Origin of the sequence: Citrobacter europaeus (assembly GCF_037482245.1) — a bacterium.
Taxonomy (GTDB): domain Bacteria; phylum Pseudomonadota; class Gammaproteobacteria; order Enterobacterales; family Enterobacteriaceae; genus Citrobacter; species Citrobacter europaeus.
Window position 1 is genome coordinate 284,124 of sequence record NZ_CP148084.1, and the last position, 19,949, is coordinate 304,072.

The window sequence follows — 19,949 nt, forward strand, 5'->3', positions numbered from 1 at the left end:
TATTATGCCGGATGGCGCTAACGCTTATCCGGCCTACAAAGACGGTGTAACCTCCAGGACGGATAAGGCAACGCCGCACCCGGCGCACACATTATCCTTTACGCAATAACCGCAACGCGTTAGCGGTCACCAGTACCGTCGCCCCCGTATCGGCCAGCACCGCCAGCCACAGCCCGGTTATCCCGAGCAGCGTGGTAACGAGAAAAATCCCCTTCAGGCCCAGCGCAATCGCAATGTTCTGGCGAATATTGGCGTGGGTGGCGCGCGCCAGCTGAATCATTTGCACCAGACCACGCAGACGGTTGTGGGTCAGGGCGGCATCGGCAGTCTCCAGCGCGACGTCGGTCCCGCTTCCCATCGCAATACCCATTGTGGCCGCTTTCATTGCCGGAGCGTCGTTGATGCCGTCGCCGACCATCGCCAGCGGTGACTGTTGGTTAAGATGGGTAACGGCCTGTACCTTATCTTCCGGCAAAAGACCCGCTTTGAATTCGAGGCCCAGTTCACCGGCAATGGCGGCCGCCGCACGTGGGTTATCACCGGTCAGGATCACCCCTTTCACGCCAATCTGATTAAGCTCGCTGATGGCGCTGCGAGCGTCGTCTCGCAGCGTGTCCTGTAGGGCCAGCACGCCGAGAACGGTATCGTTACGCAGCACCAGCACCACCGTTTGGCCCGCGCTTTCCAGCTCGCTTATCTGTCCGGCAAAGGCATCGGCAGGCTGCTTACCGGCCGCGCAAATCAGCACGCGTTCGCCGTTGACCAGCGCTTCAATTCCAGAGCCAACCAGCGCCCGTTGCTCTTTTGCGACAGGAATAGTCAGCTCGCGCGTTTGTGCTTCCCGAACAATCGCTTGTGCCAGCGGGTGCGTCGCGCCCTGCTCTACAGCCGCTGCCAACGCCAGCAGTTCAGCCTCACCAATACCGCTTGCCGGATGAATCGCCGTGACGCGTGGTTTACCGACGGTCAGGGTGCCGGTTTTATCAAACGCCACCTGCGTGACTCTACCCAACTGTTCCAGCGCGGCCCCGCCTTTGATTAACGCGCCACGACGCGCCGCGGCGGCAAGACCAGAAGTAATGGCTGCGGGTGTTGAAATCACCAGAGCGCAAGGACAGCCAATCAGCAGCAGCGTCAGTCCTTTGTAAATCCACTCCTGCCAGGATGCGGCAAATAGCAGCGGCGGTACGAGGGTGACCAGCAGCGCAACCGCCATAATGGCCGGGGTGTAAATCCGGCTGAAACGGTCAATAAAGCGCTCAATGGGGGCACGGCGTTCTTCCGCTTCTTCAATCAGCTTCAGAATACGATCAATGGCGCTGGCACCCGGCTCGGAGAGTACTTCCAGCGTTACAAGACGGTCCACGCTGGTGGCGCCGGCCGGGACTTTCTCGCCGGTGGCGCGTTCAACGGGGATCGATTCGCCGGTCAGGGCGCTTTCATCAAAGCTGGCAAAACCAGAGACCAGTTTGCCGTCGGCAGGTAAACGTCCACCTGCGGCAACTTCAATAACATCGCCAGGCCGGAGAGTATTGATAGCCACCTCTTCGCGCTCGCCATTACGCAAGCGTGTGGCGGTTTCCGGTTTGAGCGCCATCAGCGCGCTGACCCCTTTGCGGGCGCGGCTGGCGGCCCATCCTTCCAGGCGTTCGCCAATTAAAAACAGCAACAGCACCATGGCGGCTTCCGCCGTAGCGCCGATAAACAGTGCGCCAATGGCGGCCACGCTCATCAACGTTTCAATGGCAAAGTAGCTGCCGGTTTTCATCAGGCGCAGAGCCTGAAGGGCAATGGGATACAGACCAACCAGCGTGGTGGCGATAAACGCTATCTGACCAAAGGGGTGATTGAACTGCTCCAGCCCCCAACTAATCGCCATCATGATAATCAGCGAAATCAGCGGCAGGTTCTCTTTAAAGCGTGACTCGGGAGCGGCGTCCGACGCGTGCTCATCGCGCAGGGTATAGCCTGCCTTCTGCACCGCGTTTTCAACTTGCTGACGGATATCGGAACCGGCATCGACTACCAGTTTTTCAGTGGCGAACAGAACCTGGACCTGGTTGACGCCGCTGACCTGGCGGACCGCATTCTCTACTTTTCGGGCGCAGGCCGCACAGTCCATGCCCGCCACTTTCCAGGAATAGCGGGTACCTTGTACGGTATCGGATACGGGCGGTGGGGTAGAGCAGCTTCCTTCGCAGCAGCAGTCATCCACCTTTTGTGGCGCAGGCACTGGCTTGAAAGAAGAGAATTGTGGGACCTTTTTGCCACGGGTATCGGGTGTCGACATGGCATCCTCCGGTTGATAATCATTTCGTATTAACCGGAGGATACACTCTGGAGTCGACTCCAGAGTCAAGCGTTTTAAAGATACAACGAACGAACAATCAGGAAATGTCCGGCGAAGTAGCAGGCGGCGGCAATTGCGTTATCGGCGCGGAAGCGGCGACGATAATGGCTACCCAGCCAGACAATGTTGCCGATGAACAGGAGCGATGCGCCCATAAATGCCGACAGCGCCGGCGCGGTCGGGCGGAAGAACCACAGCTCTCCGGCCATCCAGACCATCATCAGCGTGATGCCGATAAAGGTGCAGATAGCGACACGCAGCTCTTCCAGACGCGTCCAGATCACGGCAATCAGCAACGCCCCCATTACGACCAGCACCAACGGCAGAGGCCAGAAAAACGACAGCGTCATTTGGCTGGCGAAGTAGATGGTATACAGCAGATGCGACAGGAAGAATGCTCCCACGGCGTACAGCAGGCGTTGGCGCGGTAACAGCGTAAGCGCATCACCCAGCAGTGAGGCAAGCAGGCCAGCCAGTACCAGATAGCTGATAGCGTTAAACATTGGCGCCTGCCAGGCCAGCAGCGCCAGGAGCAGCAATGTCAGGGGCTTAAAGACCCAGCGTTGCCATGCAGGCCCACGATAGGAAGCATCCACGAACAACCATGCGGAAAGACAGACAGCGATAAACGACCAAAGCATCTTAGTTCCTTGAATTCGTTATTTTTTCGTAAGCGGGGTGCTCACGGCTCTACTGTCCAGTGTAGAGGCCGACACAGCCAGATGACAACACCATAACAGGCAATGTATGCTTATTTCCGCATTTTCTGATGGGTTAATAACATGAGCAAACCACCACTTTTTTTCATTATTATCATTATCTTAATCGTTGTCGCCGCGTCGTTTCGTTTTGTCCAGCAGCGGCGTGAAAAAGCCGATAATGATGCTGCGCCGCTGGTGCAAAAGCAGGTGGTGGTGAGTAACAAACGGGAAAAACCGCTTAACGATCGGCGATCCCGTCAGCAGGAAGTGAGCCCGGCAGGAACCAGCATGCGCTATGAAGCCAGCTTTAAGCCACAAAGCGGCGGCCTCGAGCAAACCTTTCGTTTGGACGCCCGCCAGTACCATGCGTTAACGGTTGGGGATAAAGGCACGCTGAGTTACAAAGGTTCGCGTTTTATTGATTTTACGGCTGAACGCTAAGATTTCATCTGACTGATGCCGGATGGCTGCTTACGCCTTATCCGGCCTACAAATTTTGTCGCCCCGGCTCGCAACGCGCCGCCGGGCGAAAAGAGCGCAGTTACTTCTTCAACTGATCTTTAATCTTCTTCTGCCACACCAGCAGTTCAAAAACGCCGAACAGAAAAATACGGATTTTCTCTCCACCGGTCATCTGCGGGCCATCTTTGGGCATGGTGCTTTTTAGCAGCGCCAGCTGCATGCCATGCATCAGCACCATAAATATCAGTGCGACGTTAACGAAGATGTTAAGTGGGCGTGGAAAGGGTTGAAAAATATTCAGTAGTAAAAATGCCCAGACGCACAGCATCAGCAGGCGTCCCAGGTTAATCAGCATCGTGTTCTCCTCGTGCTTCACGTTGGTACAGGCGATAGGCGACCTGTCCGGCGACTTTTTCACGGTATAGCGACCAGTTTACCGGAACCGGCGGCAAACCGTTTTCTACTTCGCTTTCAACGTAAATATACGCTTCATTTGCCAGCCAGCCATGAGTTTCCAGAAGAGTTAATGTTTCTTCCAGTAATCCTTTGCGGAACGGCGGGTCAACAAATACCACGTTATGCGGCGTACCCGTCTGGGCCAAAAATGTCAGCGTATTGGTATTGACGACGCGGGCATGGGGGGCTTTCAGCGTGGCGAGATTCTTTTGTAGCTGCTGAGATACCGCGCGATCCATCTCCAGAAGCGTCGCATTTGCCGCATAGCGAGAGAGAGCTTCCAGACCCAGCGCGCCGCTGCCGGCGAAGCAGTCCAGGCAGTGGGCATCGACCATTACCGGGGCCAGCCAGTTAAACAACGTTTCGCGTACACGGTCAGTGGTCGGACGCAGGCCAGGGCTGTCCGGAACCGGGAGTTTACGGCCACGCCATTGCCCGCCAATAATGCGAATCTGGCCGCTACCAGAGTGATTCGGTTTTTTCATTTCAATTATTGCTCAATCCGCTGCTGACGTGTCATTCCAGGCGGTGATGTGAGTTAAGTTAAGTGATAGACTATTTCATCATTTTTTTAGCTGCTATGTACATAGCGTTGACGCTGTGCCATGAAGCAACAGCGGGGGAGTGTAGTCGCAAATGGCGAAAGAGAAAAAACGTGGCTTTTTTTCCTGGCTGGGCTTTGGTCAAAAAGAGCAGGCACCGGAAAACGAGACAGAAGTAAAAAACGAAGAACAACAACCGGTTGCGGAAGAAGCTACCGTCGTTGACGAACCGCCGCGCGCCGAGGAAACCCGTAGCGAAGCACAAACGCAAGCCTTTGCAGCTGAAGTCGTTGAAGTGACTGAACAGGTTGCGGAAATCGAAAAACTGCAGCCGGAAGAAGAACCTGTCGCCGAACAACCACAGCCGGAAATTGAGCCGGTTGCTGAACCCGTTGTGGAAACGCCAGCAGCGGTGGTCATCGAACGCGAAGAATTGCCGCTGCCGGAAGAGGTTAAAACCGAAGATGTTTCTGCCGAAGAGTGGCAGGCCGAAGCGGAAACCGTGGAAATCGTTGAGGCGGCTGAAGAGGAAGCTGAAAACGAACCGCAACTGACCGACGAAGAGCTGGAAGCACAGGCGCTGGCCGCCGAGGCTGCTGAAGAAGCCGTCATGGTGGTGCCGGTAGAAGAACCAGCCGTTGAAGAACCGGTAAAAGAAGAGGCAGTCCAGGAGCAGGAAAAACCAACTAAAGAAGGTTTCTTTGCGCGCCTGAAACGCAGCCTGCTGAAAACAAAAGAAAACCTCGGTTCCGGATTTATCAGTCTGTTCCGTGGTAAAAAGATCGACGATGATCTGTTTGAAGAGCTGGAAGAGCAGTTGCTCATCGCCGACGTGGGCGTAGAAACGACCCGCAAGATCATTGCGAATCTGACGGAAGGCGCCAGTCGCAAGCAGCTTAAAGACGCGGAAGCGCTGTACGGTTTGCTGAAAGACGAGATGGGCGAGATTCTGGCGAAGGTTGACGAACCGCTGAATGTTGATGGCAAAACACCCTTTGTTATCTTAATGGTTGGCGTCAACGGCGTGGGCAAAACCACCACTATCGGTAAGCTGGCGCGTCAGTTTGAGCAACAGGGTAAATCGGTCATGCTGGCGGCGGGCGATACTTTCCGTGCGGCGGCGGTAGAACAGCTGCAGGTCTGGGGTCAGCGTAACAATATCCCGGTGATTGCTCAGCATACCGGTGCGGATTCTGCGTCCGTTATCTTTGATGCCATCCAGGCGGCGAAGGCGCGTAACGTAGACGTGCTGATCGCTGATACCGCAGGGCGTTTGCAGAATAAATCGCACCTGATGGAAGAATTGAAAAAAATCGTTCGCGTCATGAAGAAGCTGGACGAAGATGCGCCGCATGAAGTTATGCTGACTATCGACGCCAGCACCGGGCAGAATGCGATAAGCCAGGCCAAACTGTTCCATGAAGCGGTGGGCTTAACCGGTATCACCCTGACCAAGCTGGACGGTACGGCGAAGGGCGGGGTCATCTTCTCGGTTGCCGATCAGTTTGGCATCCCTATCCGCTATATCGGTGTGGGCGAACGTATCGAGGATTTACGTCCGTTTAAAGCGGACGATTTTATAGAGGCACTTTTTGCCCGAGAGGATTAACAATGATTCGCTTTGAACATGTCAGCAAGGCCTATCTCGGTGGGAGACAAGCGCTGCAGGGAGTGACCTTCCATATGCAGCCTGGCGAGATGGCGTTTCTGACCGGCCACTCCGGCGCGGGGAAAAGTACCCTGCTGAAGCTGATTTGTGGAATTGAACGGCCCAGCGCCGGGAAAATCTACTTCAGCGGGCATGACATCAGCCGTTTGAAAAACCGTGAAGTGCCGTTTCTGCGTCGTCAGATTGGCATGATTTTTCAGGATCACCACCTGTTGATGGACCGAACCGTGTTTGACAACGTGGCAATCCCGCTGATCATCGCGGGCGCCAGCGGGGACGATATTCGTCGTCGCGTGTCAGCGGCGCTGGATAAAGTCGGGCTACTGGACAAAGCGAAAAACTTCCCGATTCAGCTCTCCGGCGGTGAACAACAGCGCGTGGGCATCGCTCGTGCGGTGGTGAACAAACCTGCGGTACTGCTGGCGGACGAACCAACGGGGAACCTGGATGACGCGCTGTCAGAAGGAATCCTTCGCCTGTTCGAAGAGTTTAACCGCGTCGGGGTCACGGTATTAATGGCCACGCACGATATTGGCCTGATCTCCCGTCGCTCCTATCGCCAAATGGTTCTGAGCGATGGACATCTGCATGGAGGCCTGGCGCATGAATAGACGTGACGCTATTAATCAAATCAAGCAGTTCGGTGGCCGACTGGATCGCTTTCGTAAATCGGGCGGTGCGCCGGGAGACGGCGGTCGCAATGCGCCAAAGCGGGCGAAAACTGCGCCAAAGCCGAACTCGCGTAAAACCAATGTCTTTAACGAGCAGGTACGTTATGCGTTCCAGGGCGCGTTGCAGGACCTGAAAAGCAAGCCGCTGGCGACGTTTCTGACGGTGATGGTTATTGCCATCTCCCTGACGCTGCCAAGCGTGTGCTACATGGTTTATAAGAACGTAGACCATGCGGCAAGCCAGTATTATCCGTCCCCGCAGATCACCGTTTACCTGCAAAAAACGCTGGATGATGATGCGGCGGCGCGGGTGGTGGGTCAGTTGCAGGCCGAGCAGGGCGTGGAGAAAGTGAATTATCTTTCCCGTGACGACGCGCTGGGTGAATTCCGTAACTGGTCTGGTTTTGGCGGCGCGCTGGATATGCTGGAAGAGAACCCGCTGCCGGCCGTGGCGGTGGTTATCCCTAAACTGGACTTCCAGGGGACGGAGTCGCTGAACACGCTGCGTGACCGCATCGCACAAATCAACGGTATTGATGAAGTGCGGATGGATGACAGCTGGTTCGCTCGCCTGGCGGCGCTGACGGGCCTTGTTGGACGCGTTTCCGCGATGATTGGCGTGCTGATGGTGGCGGCGGTCTTCCTCGTCATTGGTAACAGCGTACGTCTGAGTATTTTTGCGCGTCGCGATACCATTAACGTGCAGAAACTGATTGGCGCGACGGATGGATTTATCCTGCGTCCGTTCCTTTATGGTGGTGCACTGCTCGGTTTTTCCGGCGCATTTCTTTCACTGATTTTGTCAGAAATTTTGGTGATGCGTCTGTCGTCAGCGGTAACTGAAGTGGCGCAGGTTTTTGGAACCAAGTTTGATATCAACGGCTTATCATTCGACGAATGCCTGTTATTGCTGCTGGTGTGCTCGATGATTGGCTGGGTGGCAGCCTGGCTTGCCACGGTTCAACATTTACGCCACTTTACCCCCGATTAAAAAATCTCTGGTATAATCTTTCCCTGCACTGAGTAGTTCGCTCTGCAGGGAAAGAGTCCCTGTTGTCTCTTCCCGGCGTATTCATTGTGATGTCACATTTTGTGCGTAATCTATACACATTACGACATGGAACTTGTGGATAAAATCACTGTCTGATAAAAGATTGAATGATATTCTCGTTGCTCATAAGCTCTGGCATGGTTGTTGCTACTGGTTTTTGTTAATTAGTTTTTAGCCAATGCGCCAGATGAAAAGATTGAGAGGATTTGAATGACCAAAGAAATGCAAAATTTAGCTTTAGCCCCTGTTGGTAACCTGGAATCTTACATCCGGGCTGCGAACGCGTGGCCGATGTTGTCGGCTGACGAGGAGCGGGCACTGGCTGAAAAGCTGCATTACCAGGGCGATCTGGAAGCAGCTAAAACGCTGATCCTGTCTCACCTGCGCTTTGTTGTTCATGTTGCTCGTAATTATGCGGGCTATGGCCTGCCGCAGGCGGATCTGATTCAGGAAGGTAATATCGGCCTGATGAAAGCCGTGCGCCGTTTCAACCCGGAAGTGGGTGTGCGCCTGGTTTCTTTCGCCGTGCACTGGATCAAAGCTGAGATCCACGAATACGTCCTGCGTAACTGGCGTATCGTTAAAGTCGCGACCACCAAAGCGCAGCGTAAACTGTTCTTTAACCTGCGTAAAACCAAGCAGCGTCTGGGCTGGTTTAATCAGGATGAAGTCGAAATGGTTGCTCGCGAACTGGGTGTTTCCAGCAAAGACGTGCGCGAAATGGAATCCCGTATGGCGGCGCAGGACATGACGTTTGACATGTCTTCAGACGATGAGTCTGACAGCCAGCCGATGGCTCCGGTGCTGTATCTGCAGGATAAATCTTCTAACTTTGCCGACGGCATTGAAGAAGATAACTGGGAAGATCAGGCCGCGAACAAACTGACCCACGCAATGGAAGGCCTGGACGAGCGTAGCCAGGACATCATTCGTGCCCGTTGGCTGGACGAAGACAACAAATCGACGTTACAGGAGCTGGCCGATCGCTACGGCGTTTCCGCTGAACGTGTTCGTCAGCTTGAAAAGAACGCCATGAAAAAACTGCGTGCGGCGATCGAAGCGTAATCTTCGCGCATTGCCAATGAACCCTCGAATGTGAATTCGGGGGTTTTGTTTTTTGTAGGCCGGATAAGGCGTTTACGCTGCCATCCGGCAACACCTTTGCCCGATGGCGCTTTGCTTATCGGGCCTATGACCTTTCCTCCCCTCCACAGACACGAATTTGTTATCTGGATGTAAATTTAGCTATTCCAAAATAATAAAAATCGGGTATGTTTTAGCAGAGTATGCTGCTAAAGCACGGGTGGCTATCCAATAATCGAAATAAAGTGCTGAACAACAACATCACAACACACGTAATAACCACAATAATGGGGATTGTCAGGATGAATATGAAGGGTAAAGCGTTATTGGCAGGATGTATCGCCCTGTCTTTGAGCAATATGGCGTTTGCTAAGGATATTAAAGTGGCCGTTGTCGGCGCGATGTCCGGTCCGGTAGCGCAGTATGGCGATCAGGAATTTACTGGTGCAGAGCAGGCGATCGCAGATATCAACGCCAAGGGCGGCGTGAAGGGTGACAAACTGGTCATGGTGAAATATGACGATGCCTGTGACCCGAAACAAGCGGTAGCGGTTGCTAACAAAGTGGTCAACGACGGGATTAAATACGTTATTGGTCACCTGTGCTCTTCTTCCACTCAGCCTGCATCAGATATCTATGAAGACGAAGGTATTCTGATGATCACCCCAGCGGCAACGGCGCCAGAACTGACCGCGCGCGGCTATAATCTGGTGTTGCGTACCACCGGTCTCGATTCCGATCAGGGCCCAACTGCGGCGAAATATATCGTCGATAAAGTGAAACCGAAGCGCATTGCCATCGTTCACGACAAACAGCAGTACGGCGAAGGCCTGGCGCGCTCCGTGCAGGACAACCTCAAGAAAGCCAACGCTGATGTGGTGTTCTTCGACGGTATCACCGCCGGCGAAAAAGATTTCTCTACGCTGGTGGCGCGTCTGAAGAAAGAAAATATTGATTTCGTTTACTACGGTGGTTACCACCCGGAAATGGGGCAGATTCTGCGTCAGGCGCGCGCTGCTGGCCTGAAAACCCAGTTTATGGGACCGGAAGGGGTAGCGAACGTATCGCTGTCTAACATCGCGGGCGAGTCTGCGGAAGGTTTACTGGTGACGAAACCGAAGAACTACGATCAGGTTCCGGCGAACAAACTCATCGTAGATGCTATTAAAGCCAAGAAACAGGATCCGAGCGGCGCATTCGTCTGGACCACCTACGCCGCGCTGCAATCCTTGCAGGCCGGCCTGAACCAGTCTGACGATCCGGCTGAAATTGCCAAATACCTGAAAGCAAACTCAGTGGAAACCGTAATGGGGCCGCTGTCATGGGATGCGAAGGGCGATCTGAAAGGCTTCGAGTTCGGCGTGTTTGACTGGCACGCAAACGGGACGGCGACAGACGCCAAGTAATTGAGTGCCGGGTGGCGGCTTCGCCTTACCCGGCCTACATACTTACCAGGTCTACAACGAGCACTTCGTAGGCCGGATAAGCGCCAGCGCCATCCGGCTTTCTTTTAGCGCTTCTCCCAGCCATTCTCCTGGGCTGTAAACCCTAACGCCTGCATAAACGCGGCCATCACGCTGCGGTCTTCAACGCCGACGTCGGCCATCCACCATGAACTCACGTCAGGGTTTTCCCGGATCACTTCTTCGATCAAATACTGCCCGACGCCGCGACGGCGGGTGATATCGCGCACGCGCAATGAATCCAGCGCGCCTTGTGTGCCGCTCAGGGTTACGCGAACTGCGCCTAACAGACGCTCGTTAAAGCGCGCGGCGTAAATCCGGTGCGTTTCATCTACGCTTAACGATGAGGCGGAATATTCCGGCCAGATTTTACCCAGATCAATCTGGTCCTGGTCGCTAAAGTTATCTAAACGAACGATGGTCAGCTTCATTAACAGCATGTCCAAATCACAAAAGATGGAATCAGTGTACCGAAATAATTCGCCCGGATGCTTTCTCTTTTTTACGTGATTCACCAGGTTAATAGTTTTGTAACAACGGTAATGACAGATTGAAACAGTAGAGATTGAAAAACAGGCAGGATAATCCCCTGGAATGCAGCATTTTATTCCGCTCTTTGTGCCATTATTTTATGCTGACAAACGCGCTTTTTTTTGTTTATCTATAGTGAAAAGCAGAATATTATCTTTTCTTAATCGACTGAAAAATAGAGCTTTTAGCCGTAATTTGCTTAAAAAACTGTGCTAACCCATTAATGAGACTGGTAAAAATAGCACAGCGCAAAAAAAGCACAGTCTGCTTTTTAACCACATAAATACAAAATATTAATTACGTCACGAATGGGGATTCAGAAATGAAACGGAATGCGAAAACAATCATCGCAGGGGTGATAGCACTGGCAATGTCGCATGCGGTCATGGCGGAAGATATCAAGGTCGCTGTTGTTGGCGCGATGTCAGGTCCGGTCGCGCAGTGGGGTGATATGGAATTTAATGGCGCACGTCAGGCCATAAAAGATATCAATGCCAAAGGTGGAGTCAAAGGCGACAAACTGGTCGCTGTGGAATATGACGACGCTTGCGATCCAAAACAAGCCGTTGCGGTAGCGAACAAAATCGTCAACGACGGCATTCAGTACGTTATTGGTCATCTGTGCTCATCTTCTACGCAGCCTGCATCAGATATCTATGAAGATGAAGGCATTCTGATGATTTCTCCTGGCGCAACCAATCCAGAACTGACCCAGCGCGGTTATGCACACATTATGCGTACAGCGGGTCTGGACTCCTCTCAGGGGCCGACCGCCGCGAAATACATCCTGGAGAAAGTGAAGCCGCAGCGCATCGCCATCATTCACGATAAACAGCAATACGGTGAAGGCCTGGCGCGTTCAGTTCAGGACAGCCTGAAAGCGGGCAAAGGCAACATCGTCTTCTTCGATGGGATCACCGCCGGGGAAAAAGATTTTTCTGCGCTGATCGCCCGCCTGAAAAAAGAAAATATCGACTTTGTTTATTACGGCGGCTACTACCCGGAAATGGGGCAAATGCTGCGCCAGGCGCGTTCTGTCGGGCTGAAAACACAGTTTATGGGACCAGAGGGCGTCGGCAATGCGTCGCTGTCTAATATCGCCGGTGATGCCGCTGAAGGCATGCTGGTGACCATGCCAAAACACTATGACCAGGATCCGGCGAATAAAGCTATCGTTGATGCGCTCAAAGCTGACAAGAAAGATCCAACCGGTCCGTACGTGTGGATCACTTATGCAGCCGTCCAGTCATTGGCAACTGCAATGGATCGCAGCGGTAGCAAAGAGCCGTTGGACCTGGTGAAAGATCTGAAAGCTCACGGGGCTGATACCGTGATTGGGCCGCTGAAATGGGACGAAAAAGGCGATTTGAAGGGATTTGAGTTTGGTGTCTTCCAGTGGCACGCGGACGGATCATCGACCGTCGCGAAGTAATCGCTGAAGACGAGTTATCCCACCGCCCGTACAAAACGGGCGGGTTAAGAAAGGTTACCTTATGTCCGAGCAGTTCCTCTATTTCTTGCAGCAGATGTTTAACGGCGTCACGCTGGGAAGCACCTACGCGCTGATCGCTATCGGTTATACGATGGTGTACGGCATTATCGGCATGATCAACTTCGCCCACGGCGAGGTGTATATGATCGGCAGCTATGTTTCCTTTATGATCATCGCTGCGCTAATGATGATGGGTATTGATTCCAGTTGGCTACTGGTCGCGGCGGGCTTCGTCGGCGCGATTGTGATTGCCAGCGCCTACGGTTGGAGTATTGAACGCGTGGCCTATCGGCCCGTGCGCAGCTCCAAGCGCCTGATTGCGCTGATTTCCGCCATCGGGATGTCTATCTTCCTGCAAAACTACGTCAGCCTCACCGAAGGTTCGCGTGATGTGGCGCTGCCCAGCCTGTTCAACGGCCAGTGGACTATCGGCAGTAGCGAAAACTTCTCTGCGTCTATCACCACCATGCAGTTGGTTATCTGGATTGTAACCTTCCTGGCGATGCTGGCGCTGACGCTGTTTATCCGCTATTCGCGTATGGGTCGCGCCTGTCGCGCCTGTGCGGAAGATCTGAAGATGGCCAGCCTGCTCGGTATTAACACCGATCGCGTGATTGCGCTGACCTTTGTGATTGGCGCGGCAATGGCGGCGGTAGCAGGCGTGCTGCTCGGTCAATTCTACGGGGTAATTAACCCGTACATCGGCTTTATGGCCGGGATGAAGGCCTTTACCGCGGCGGTACTGGGCGGCATCGGCAGCATTCCTGGGGCGATGATCGGCGGCCTGATTCTGGGCGTTGCCGAGGCGCTCTCCTCTGCGTACCTGAGTACCGAATACAAAGACGTGGTGTCGTTCGCGCTGCTGATTCTGGTGCTGCTGGTGATGCCGACCGGTATTCTGGGTCGCCCGGAGGTAGAGAAAGTATGAAACCGATGCATTTTGCAATGGCGCTGCTTTCCGCCGCTATGTTCTTCATTCTGGCGGGCGTCTTTATGGGCGTTCAACTGGAACTTGACGGCACCAAACTGGTGGTGGATACCGCTGCGGATATCCGCTGGCAGTGGGTGTTTATCGGCACTGGCGTGGTCTTTCTGTTCCAACTTTTGCGTCCGGCTTTCCAGAAGGGGCTGAAGAGCGTCTCCGGACCGAAGTTTATTCTGCCGGCGATTGATGGCTCCACCGTTAAACAGAAGCTGTTCCTGGTGGCGCTGCTGGTGATTGCCGTGGCGTGGCCGTTTATGGTGTCGCGCGGAACGGTGGATATCGCCACGCTGACGATGATTTATATCATCCTCGGCCTCGGCTTAAACGTGGTAGTGGGGCTTTCCGGCCTGCTGGTGCTGGGCTACGGCGGCTTCTATGCCATCGGCGCTTACACCTTCGCACTGCTGAACCATTATTACGGACTCGGCTTCTGGACCTGTCTGCCGCTGGCAGGGCTGGTTTCCGCTGCTGCGGGCTTCCTGCTCGGCTTCCCGGTACTGCGCCTGCGCGGTGATTATCTGGCGATTGTGACGTTAGGCTTCGGCGAAATCGTCCGTATCCTGCTGCTCAACAACACCGAAGTGACCGGTGGCCCAAATGGTATCAGCCAGATCCCGAAACCCACCTTTTTCGGTCTGGAGTTCAGCCGTACCGCCCGTGAAGGCGGCTGGGATACTTTCAGCAACTTCTTTAATGTGAAGTACGATCCGTCTGACCGCGTCATTTTCCTCTATCTGGTGGCGCTGCTGCTGGTGGTCTTCTCGCTGTTTGTCATCAACCGTCTGCTGCGTATGCCGTTGGGCCGTGCGTGGGAAGCGCTGCGTGAAGATGAAATTGCCTGTCGCTCGCTGGGCTTAAACCCTACGCGCATCAAGCTGACCGCCTTTACCATCAGCGCTGCGTTCGCGGGTTTTGCCGGTACGCTGTTTGCTGCGCGCCAGGGTTTTGTCAGCCCGGAATCGTTCACCTTTGCCGAGTCGGCCTTTGTGCTGGCGATTGTGGTACTGGGCGGAATGGGCTCACAGTTTGCGGTGATCCTCGCGGCTATCCTGCTGGTGGTGTCACGTGAGCTAATGCGTGATTTCAACGAATACAGCATGTTAATGCTGGGTGGTTTAATGGTACTGATGATGATCTGGCGTCCGCAGGGCTTGTTGCCGATGACCCGTCCGCAGTTGAAGCTGAAAAACGGGGAAGCGAAAGGAGAGCAGGCATGAGTCAGCCATTATTATCCGTTAACGGCCTGATGATGCGCTTCGGCGGTCTGCTGGCGGTAAACAACGTTGAGCTGGAACTGCGTCCGCAGGAAATCGTCTCGTTAATCGGGCCAAACGGCGCGGGGAAAACCACGGTCTTTAACTGTCTGACCGGTTTTTATAAGCCGACCGGCGGCACGATTAAGCTGCGCGACCAGCACCTGGAAGGGCTGCCGGGTCAGCAAATCGCGCGTATGGGCGTGGTGCGTACTTTCCAGCACGTGCGTCTGTTTCGCGAAATGACGGTGATTGAAAACCTGCTGGTGGCGCAACATCAGCAGCTCAAAACCGGCGTCTTCTCCGGCCTGCTCAAAACCCCGTCGTTCAAGCGCGCGCAGAGCGAAGCACTGGATCGCGCCGCCACCTGGCTTGCGCGTATTGGTTTGCTGGAGCATGCCAACCGGCAGGCCAGTAACCTGGCCTACGGCGATCAGCGCCGTCTGGAGATTGCCCGCTGCATGGTGACCCAGCCGGAAATCCTGATGCTCGACGAACCCGCCGCAGGCCTCAACCCGAAAGAGACCAAAGAACTGGACGAGCTGATTGCTGAACTGCGTAACCATCACAACACTACCATTTTGTTGATTGAGCACGATATGAAGCTGGTGATGGGGATTTCCGACCGTATTTACGTGGTGAACCAGGGCACGCCGCTGGCGAACGGGACGCCGGAACAGATTCGTAATAACCCGGATGTTATCCGCGCCTATTTAGGAGAAGCATAATGGGGGCGAGGCATAATATGGATAACGTGATGTTATCGTTCGACAAAGTCAGCGCCCACTACGGCAAGATACAGGCGCTGCACGATGTCAGCTTGTATATCAACCAGGGTGAAATCGTTACCCTGATTGGCGCCAACGGCGCGGGAAAAACCACGCTGCTCGGTACGTTATGCGGCGATCCGCGTGCGACCAGCGGGCGAATTGTCTTTGATGGTAAAGACATTACCGACTGGCAGACGGCGAAAATCATGCGCGAAGCGGTCGCGATTGTTCCGGAAGGGCGTCGCGTGTTTTCCCGCATGACGGTCGAAGAGAACCTGGCGATGGGCGGCTTCTTTGCCGAAAAGGACCAGTTTCAGGAACGCATCAAATGGGTGTATGACCTGTTTCCTCGCCTGCATGAGCGTCGAATTCAGCGTGCGGGAACGATGTCCGGCGGTGAACAACAGATGCTGGCGATAGGTCGTGCGCTGATGAGCCAGCCGAGGCTGCTACTGCTTGATGAACCGTCGCTGGGTCTGGCACCGATTATCATCCAGCAGATTTTTAACACCATCGAGCAGTTGCGTGAGCAGGGGATGACCATCTTCCTCGTTGAACAGAACGCTAACCAGGCACTGAAGCTCGCCGATCGCGGCTACGTGCTGGAAAACGGTCATGTGGTGCTGGAAGACACCGGTGATGCGTTACTGGCTAACGAAGCGGTGCGCAGCGCGTATCTGGGCGGTTAACCATTCTCTGAATAGACAAGGGGCCCGCTGTGGCCCCTTTTTATTGCTCTATGTTATTATTGAGAATAGTTATCAATAATAAAAATGAACATGGAGAAAGGATGATTCGTTCAGGTACCTGCATGATGATTGGTAGTTTGTTTTTGACGCTTTCATTAAATACCCTGGCCTCAGCGCCGCCAGCGTTCGACCCGCGCGACCCATCAATCTGGGAAGAGAAACCGGACAACCCGTTAGCGCAGTCCAACTCGCCCTGCGAAGTCTTCACCAGCTCAGTATGTCCGGGCTGGGAAGATGAGAAATCGGATATCCAGCGCGAACGCGAGCGGCGTGAACAGCAGCGTTTACAGAATGAATATGAACGACGCTGGCGTAAAGATTAATGTTCCTTGCTGGCAGTAACAGATAACAGCATCCTGGTCGGGTAAGACATAGCGCTACCCGGCTTTGTTGTGCACCACCCCGCATTTTCCTGTCACTACGCTTTCACCGCCTTGCCATCTGTTTGTCGCCTTACTATCTTTTTTTTGTAATAAAAAAGTTATTTTTCTGTCATTCGAGCATGTCATGTTACCCCCGCGAGCATAAAACGCGTGATATCGCGCATCCGGCACAACAAGAGAGATAACCGATGATATCGTTACGACATACAGCTTTAGGACTGGCACTTAGCCTGGCATTTGCAGGTCAGGCACTGGCGGTCACCACTATCCCGTTCTGGCACTCAATGGAAGGCGAACTGGGTAAAGAAGTTGACTCACTGGCGCAACGTTTTAATGCCGCCAATCCCGACTACAAAATTGTTCCGCAGTACAAAGGCAACTACGAGCAAAGCCTGAGCGCAGGTATTGCCGCCTTCCGTACCGGAAACGCGCCTGCGCTGTTGCAGGTTTATGAAGTGGGTACGGCAACAATGATGGCCTCGAAAGCCATTAAACCGGTCTATGAAGTCTTCAAAGAGGCCGGCATTAACTTCGATGAGTCTCAGTTCGTACCGACCGTTTCCGGTTACTACACCGACTCTAAAAGTGGGCACTTGCTCTCCCAGCCGTTTAACAGCTCCACTCCGGTGCTGTACTACAACAAAGATGCCTTCAAAAAAGCCGGTTTAGACCCGGAGCAGCCGCCGAAAACCTGGCAGGATCTGGCGGAATACACCGCGAAGCTGAAAGCCGCAGGAATGAAGTGCGGTTACGCCAGCGGGTGGCAGGGATGGATTCAGATTGAAAACTTCAGCGCCTGGAACGGTCTGCCGGTAGCAACCAAAAACAACGGTTTTGACGGTACTGACGCGGTGCTGGAGTTCAATAAACCGGAACAGGTGAAACATATCGCCCTGCTGGAAGAGCTGAACAAAAAAGGGGATTTCAGCTACTTTGGGCGTAAAGATGAGTCCACCGAGAAGTTCTATAACGGGGATTGTGCCATTACCACCGCCTCTTCTGGTTCTCTGGCTGACATCCGTCACTACGCTAAATTCAACTATGGCGTCGGAATGATGCCGTACGATGCCGACGTGAAGGGCGCACCGCAGAATGCGATTATCGGTGGGGCCAGCCTGTGGGTTATGCAGGGTAAAGACAAAGCAACTTACGAAGGCGTGGCGCAGTTCCTCAACTTCCTGGCGAAGCCTGAAATTGCTGCCGAATGGCACCAGAAGACCGGCTATCTGCCCATCACCACTGCTGCCTACGACCTGACCCGCGAGCAGGGCTTCTATGATAAGAACCCAGGGGCTGATATCGCCACTCGCCAGATGCTGAACAAGCCGCCGTTGCCGTTCACCAAAGGGCTGCGTCTGGGCAACATGCCGCAGATCCGCACTATCGTGGATGAAGAGCTGGAAAGCGTCTGGACCGGGAAGAAAACCCCGCAGCAGGCGTTGGATACCGCCGTTGAACGTGGCAATCAGTTACTGCGTCGTTTTGAGCAATCGACCAAGTCTTAAGTGTATAAGTGCCTGATGGCGCTGCGCTTATCAGGCCTACAGCGTTTGTAGGCCGGATAAGGTGCCTGCACCGCCATCCGGCACCTTCCAGGAAAAGTCTACATGTCTTCATCCCGTCCGGTATTCCGCTCGCGTTGGCTTCCCTATTTGCTGGTGGCTCCGCAGCTGGTTATCACCGTTATTTTCTTTATCTGGCCCGCCGGTGAAGCGCTGTGGTATTCGTTGCAATCCGTTGATCCGTTTGGTCTTTCCAGCCAGTTTGTCGGACTGGAGAACTTTGTCGCGCTGTTTCATGACCCGTACTACCTTGATTCGTTCTGGACCACCATTAAGTTCAGTACGTTCGTCACGGTAAGCGGTCTGCTGGTGTCGTTGTTTTTTGCGGCGCTGGTGAATTACGTGGTGCGTGGCAGTCGTTTTTACCAGACGCTGATGCTGTTGCCTTATGCCGTCGCGCCCGCCGTCGCCGCCGTATTGTGGATCTTCCTGTTTAACCCAGGACGCGGACTGATTACCCATTTTCTCGGTGAGTTTGGCTATGACTGGAACCATGCGCAAAACAGCGGTCAGGCGATGTTCCTGGTGGTGTTTGCGTCGGTCTGGAAGCAGATTAGTTACAACTTCCTGTTCTTCTTTGCCGCACTGCAGTCTATTCCGCGGTCGCTGATTGAGGCCGCCGCGATTGATGGCGCAGGGCCGGTTCGCCGCTTCTTTAAGCTGGCGTTGCCGCTGATAGCCCCGGTCAGCTTCTTTCTGCTGGTGGTGAATCTGGTTTATGCCTTCTTTGATACTTTCCCGGTGATCGATGCCGCCACGGCGGGTGGCCCGGTACAGGCGACCACTACGTTGATTTATAAGATCTATCGCGAAGGGTTTGTTGGGCTGGATCTCTCCGCTTCGGCCGCGCAATCGGTGGTGCTGATGTTCCTGGTCATTATTTTGACGGTGGTGCAGTTCCGCTATGTGGAAAGTAAGGTGCGTTACCAATGATTGAGAACCGTCGTGGGCTGACAATATTCAGCCATGCCATGTTGATTATGGGGATCATGGTGATCCTGTTTCCGCTGTACGTTGCGTTTGTCGCGGCGACGCTGGACAACAAAGCGGTGTTTGAAACGCCGATGACGCTGGTGCCCGGCACACAGCTACTGGAAAACATGAAATACATCTGGGTCAACGGCGTGGGCGTTAATAGCGCGCCGTTCTGGCTGATGATGCTCAACAGTTTCATTATGGCGTTCAGTATTACGGTAGGCAAAATCACCGTTTCTATGCTCTCCGCATTCGCCATCGTCTGGTTCCGTTTTCCGCTGCGCAACCTGTTCTTCTGGATGATTTTTATCACCCTGATGCTGCCGGTTGAGGTGCGTATTTTCCCGACGGTGGAGGTTATTGCCAACCTGAAAATGCTCGACAGCTATGCGGGTCTGACGCTGCCGTTGATGGCATCGGCTACTGCGACCTTCTTGTTTCGGCAGTTCTTTATGACCCTGCCGGATGAACTGGTTGAGGCGGCGCGTATTGACGGTGCGTCACCGATGCGTTTTTTCCGCGATATCGTACTACCGCTGTCAAAAACCAACCTGGCGGCGCTGTTCGTTATCACCTTTATCTACGGCTGGAACCAGTATCTGTGGCCGTTGTTAATTATTACCGACGTCAATTTGGGCACTGCGGTGGCGGGTATCAAAGGCATGATTGCCACCGGTGAAGGTACCACCCAATGGAATCAGGTAATGGCAGCCATGCTGCTAACGCTTATCCCTCCGGTAATCATCGTGTTAGCCATGCAGCGCGCGTTTGTACGTGGTTTAGTGGACAGTGAGAAATAAA

At 54.0% G+C, this 19,949-nt stretch carries 20 protein-coding genes; 15 read left to right on the top strand and 5 right to left on the bottom strand.

The window, feature by feature from the left end:
- Nucleotides 1–91: 91 nt before the first annotated feature.
- Complete coding sequence (gene zntA / locus WHR59_RS01335; RefSeq protein ID WP_043018618.1) at nt 92–2,290, bottom strand: Zn(II)/Cd(II)/Pb(II) translocating P-type ATPase ZntA; 2,199 nt, start codon at nt 2,288–2,290, stop codon at nt 92–94.
- Between the two features lie 74 nt (nt 2,291–2,364).
- Nucleotides 2,365–2,991, bottom strand: coding sequence for a lysoplasmalogenase (locus tag WHR59_RS01340; protein WP_043018617.1), 627 nt, complete (start codon nt 2,989–2,991; stop codon nt 2,365–2,367).
- Between the two features lie 141 nt (nt 2,992–3,132).
- On the opposite strand from WHR59_RS01340, the gene WHR59_RS01345 reads away from it, so the two are divergent.
- Entirely contained in the window at nt 3,133–3,492 is a 360-nt protein-coding gene (locus WHR59_RS01345; protein WP_075145527.1) for a DUF2500 domain-containing protein, read from the top strand.
- 100 nt (nt 3,493–3,592) lie between these two features.
- Here the strand turns inward: WHR59_RS01345 and WHR59_RS01350 are convergent, their stop codons facing one another.
- Together WHR59_RS01350 and rsmD are read right to left on the bottom strand one after the other, a co-directional pair.
- Entirely contained in the window at nt 3,593–3,868 is a 276-nt protein-coding gene (locus WHR59_RS01350; RefSeq protein WP_043018615.1) for a DUF1145 family protein, read from the bottom strand.
- Nucleotides 3,858–4,454, bottom strand: a complete 597-nt coding sequence (rsmD, locus tag WHR59_RS01355; RefSeq protein WP_043018614.1) for a 16S rRNA (guanine(966)-N(2))-methyltransferase — start codon at nt 4,452–4,454, stop codon at nt 3,858–3,860. Before rsmD ends, WHR59_RS01350 begins: the two co-directional genes overlap by 11 nt.
- Before the next feature lie 151 nt (nt 4,455–4,605).
- Here rsmD and ftsY point away from each other — a divergent pair, with 151 nt between their 5' ends.
- The 5 genes from ftsY to WHR59_RS01380 all read left to right on the top strand — a co-directional run bounded on the left by ftsY (nt 4,606) and on the right by WHR59_RS01380 (nt 10,391).
- Nucleotides 4,606–6,120, top strand: a complete 1,515-nt coding sequence (ftsY, locus tag WHR59_RS01360; protein ID WP_338843538.1) for a signal recognition particle-docking protein FtsY — start codon at nt 4,606–4,608, stop codon at nt 6,118–6,120.
- Between the two features lie 2 nt (nt 6,121–6,122).
- Nucleotides 6,123–6,791 carry a cell division ATP-binding protein FtsE gene (gene ftsE, locus WHR59_RS01365; RefSeq protein ID WP_003023420.1) on the top strand — a complete coding sequence of 223 codons (669 nt, stop codon included), beginning with the start codon at nt 6,123–6,125 and terminating at the stop codon, nt 6,789–6,791.
- Nucleotides 6,784–7,842 (top strand): permease-like cell division protein FtsX, encoded by a 1,059-nt coding sequence (gene ftsX, locus WHR59_RS01370; RefSeq protein ID WP_075145530.1) that lies wholly within the window; start codon nt 6,784–6,786, stop codon nt 7,840–7,842. Before ftsE ends, ftsX begins: the two co-directional genes overlap by 8 nt.
- Nucleotides 7,843–8,112: 270 nt before the next feature.
- A complete protein-coding gene (gene rpoH, locus WHR59_RS01375; RefSeq protein ID WP_003023425.1) occupies nt 8,113–8,967 on the top strand; it encodes an RNA polymerase sigma factor RpoH in 855 nt (284 codons plus the stop codon).
- A 320-nt stretch (nt 8,968–9,287) separates the two neighbouring features.
- The gene (locus WHR59_RS01380) at nt 9,288–10,391 is read left to right on the top strand and encodes a branched-chain amino acid ABC transporter substrate-binding protein (RefSeq protein WP_338843539.1); all 1,104 of its coding nucleotides are present in this window, start codon (nt 9,288–9,290) and stop codon (nt 10,389–10,391) included.
- Nucleotides 10,392–10,495: 104 nt separating this feature from the next.
- On the opposite strand, the gene panM is transcribed toward WHR59_RS01380, so the two are convergent.
- A complete protein-coding gene (gene panM, locus WHR59_RS01385; protein WP_003827573.1) occupies nt 10,496–10,879 on the bottom strand; it encodes an aspartate 1-decarboxylase autocleavage activator PanM in 384 nt (127 codons plus the stop codon).
- 422 nt (nt 10,880–11,301) lie between these two features.
- Between panM and livK the strand changes: the two genes are divergently transcribed.
- From livK to ugpE, 9 genes are all read left to right on the top strand, one after another.
- Nucleotides 11,302–12,411, top strand: coding sequence for a high-affinity branched-chain amino acid ABC transporter substrate-binding protein LivK (gene livK / locus WHR59_RS01390; protein ID WP_221922605.1), 1,110 nt, complete (start codon nt 11,302–11,304; stop codon nt 12,409–12,411).
- A 61-nt stretch (nt 12,412–12,472) separates the two neighbouring features.
- Nucleotides 12,473–13,399 (top strand): high-affinity branched-chain amino acid ABC transporter permease LivH, encoded by a 927-nt coding sequence (gene livH / locus WHR59_RS01395; protein WP_221922606.1) that lies wholly within the window; start codon nt 12,473–12,475, stop codon nt 13,397–13,399.
- Nucleotides 13,396–14,673, top strand: a complete 1,278-nt coding sequence (gene livM / locus WHR59_RS01400; protein WP_043018609.1) for a branched chain amino acid ABC transporter permease LivM — start codon at nt 13,396–13,398, stop codon at nt 14,671–14,673. The genes livH and livM overlap by 4 nt, the downstream gene beginning before the upstream one ends.
- Nucleotides 14,670–15,437 carry a high-affinity branched-chain amino acid ABC transporter ATP-binding protein LivG gene (livG, locus tag WHR59_RS01405; RefSeq protein ID WP_047408088.1) on the top strand — a complete coding sequence of 256 codons (768 nt, stop codon included), beginning with the start codon at nt 14,670–14,672 and terminating at the stop codon, nt 15,435–15,437. The genes livM and livG overlap by 4 nt, the downstream gene beginning before the upstream one ends.
- A gap of 17 nt (nt 15,438–15,454) precedes the next feature.
- Complete coding sequence (livF, locus tag WHR59_RS01410; RefSeq protein WP_087050797.1) at nt 15,455–16,168, top strand: high-affinity branched-chain amino acid ABC transporter ATP-binding protein LivF; 714 nt, start codon at nt 15,455–15,457, stop codon at nt 16,166–16,168.
- Nucleotides 16,169–16,269: 101 nt separating this feature from the next.
- Complete coding sequence (locus WHR59_RS01415) at nt 16,270–16,551, top strand: hypothetical protein (protein WP_075145532.1); 282 nt, start codon at nt 16,270–16,272, stop codon at nt 16,549–16,551.
- A gap of 248 nt (nt 16,552–16,799) precedes the next feature.
- The gene (gene ugpB / locus WHR59_RS01420) at nt 16,800–18,116 is read left to right on the top strand and encodes a sn-glycerol-3-phosphate ABC transporter substrate-binding protein UgpB (protein WP_043018605.1); all 1,317 of its coding nucleotides are present in this window, start codon (nt 16,800–16,802) and stop codon (nt 18,114–18,116) included.
- Between the two features lie 102 nt (nt 18,117–18,218).
- Entirely contained in the window at nt 18,219–19,106 is an 888-nt protein-coding gene (ugpA, locus tag WHR59_RS01425) for a sn-glycerol-3-phosphate ABC transporter permease UgpA (RefSeq protein ID WP_043018604.1), read from the top strand.
- Entirely contained in the window at nt 19,103–19,948 is an 846-nt protein-coding gene (ugpE, locus tag WHR59_RS01430; RefSeq protein WP_003023450.1) for a sn-glycerol-3-phosphate ABC transporter permease UgpE, read from the top strand. The genes ugpA and ugpE overlap by 4 nt, the downstream gene beginning before the upstream one ends.
- Nucleotide 19,949 lies beyond the last annotated feature (1 nt).

Bases quoted from the DNA above. Each gene is read 5' to 3' on its own strand.
- zntA (WP_043018618.1), bottom strand. From the start codon at position 2,290: ATGTCGACACCCGATACCCGTGGCAAAAAGGTCCCACAATTCTCTTCT.
- WHR59_RS01340 (WP_043018617.1), bottom strand. From the start codon at position 2,991: ATGCTTTGGTCGTTTATCGCTGTCTGTCTTTCCGCATGGTTGTTCGTG.
- WHR59_RS01345 (WP_075145527.1), top strand. From the start codon at position 3,133: ATGAGCAAACCACCACTTTTTTTCATTATTATCATTATCTTAATCGTT.
- WHR59_RS01350 (WP_043018615.1), bottom strand. From the start codon at position 3,868: ATGCTGATTAACCTGGGACGCCTGCTGATGCTGTGCGTCTGGGCATTT.
- rsmD (WP_043018614.1), bottom strand. From the start codon at position 4,454: ATGAAAAAACCGAATCACTCTGGTAGCGGCCAGATTCGCATTATTGGC.
- ftsY (WP_338843538.1), top strand. From the start codon at position 4,606: ATGGCGAAAGAGAAAAAACGTGGCTTTTTTTCCTGGCTGGGCTTTGGT.
- ftsE (WP_003023420.1), top strand. From the start codon at position 6,123: ATGATTCGCTTTGAACATGTCAGCAAGGCCTATCTCGGTGGGAGACAA.
- ftsX (WP_075145530.1), top strand. From the start codon at position 6,784: ATGAATAGACGTGACGCTATTAATCAAATCAAGCAGTTCGGTGGCCGA.
- rpoH (WP_003023425.1), top strand. From the start codon at position 8,113: ATGACCAAAGAAATGCAAAATTTAGCTTTAGCCCCTGTTGGTAACCTG.
- WHR59_RS01380 (WP_338843539.1), top strand. From the start codon at position 9,288: ATGAATATGAAGGGTAAAGCGTTATTGGCAGGATGTATCGCCCTGTCT.
- panM (WP_003827573.1), bottom strand. From the start codon at position 10,879: ATGAAGCTGACCATCGTTCGTTTAGATAACTTTAGCGACCAGGACCAG.
- livK (WP_221922605.1), top strand. From the start codon at position 11,302: ATGAAACGGAATGCGAAAACAATCATCGCAGGGGTGATAGCACTGGCA.
- livH (WP_221922606.1), top strand. From the start codon at position 12,473: ATGTCCGAGCAGTTCCTCTATTTCTTGCAGCAGATGTTTAACGGCGTC.
- livM (WP_043018609.1), top strand. From the start codon at position 13,396: ATGAAACCGATGCATTTTGCAATGGCGCTGCTTTCCGCCGCTATGTTC.
- livG (WP_047408088.1), top strand. From the start codon at position 14,670: ATGAGTCAGCCATTATTATCCGTTAACGGCCTGATGATGCGCTTCGGC.
- livF (WP_087050797.1), top strand. From the start codon at position 15,455: ATGGATAACGTGATGTTATCGTTCGACAAAGTCAGCGCCCACTACGGC.
- WHR59_RS01415 (WP_075145532.1), top strand. From the start codon at position 16,270: ATGATTCGTTCAGGTACCTGCATGATGATTGGTAGTTTGTTTTTGACG.
- ugpB (WP_043018605.1), top strand. From the start codon at position 16,800: ATGATATCGTTACGACATACAGCTTTAGGACTGGCACTTAGCCTGGCA.
- ugpA (WP_043018604.1), top strand. From the start codon at position 18,219: ATGTCTTCATCCCGTCCGGTATTCCGCTCGCGTTGGCTTCCCTATTTG.
- ugpE (WP_003023450.1), top strand. From the start codon at position 19,103: ATGATTGAGAACCGTCGTGGGCTGACAATATTCAGCCATGCCATGTTG.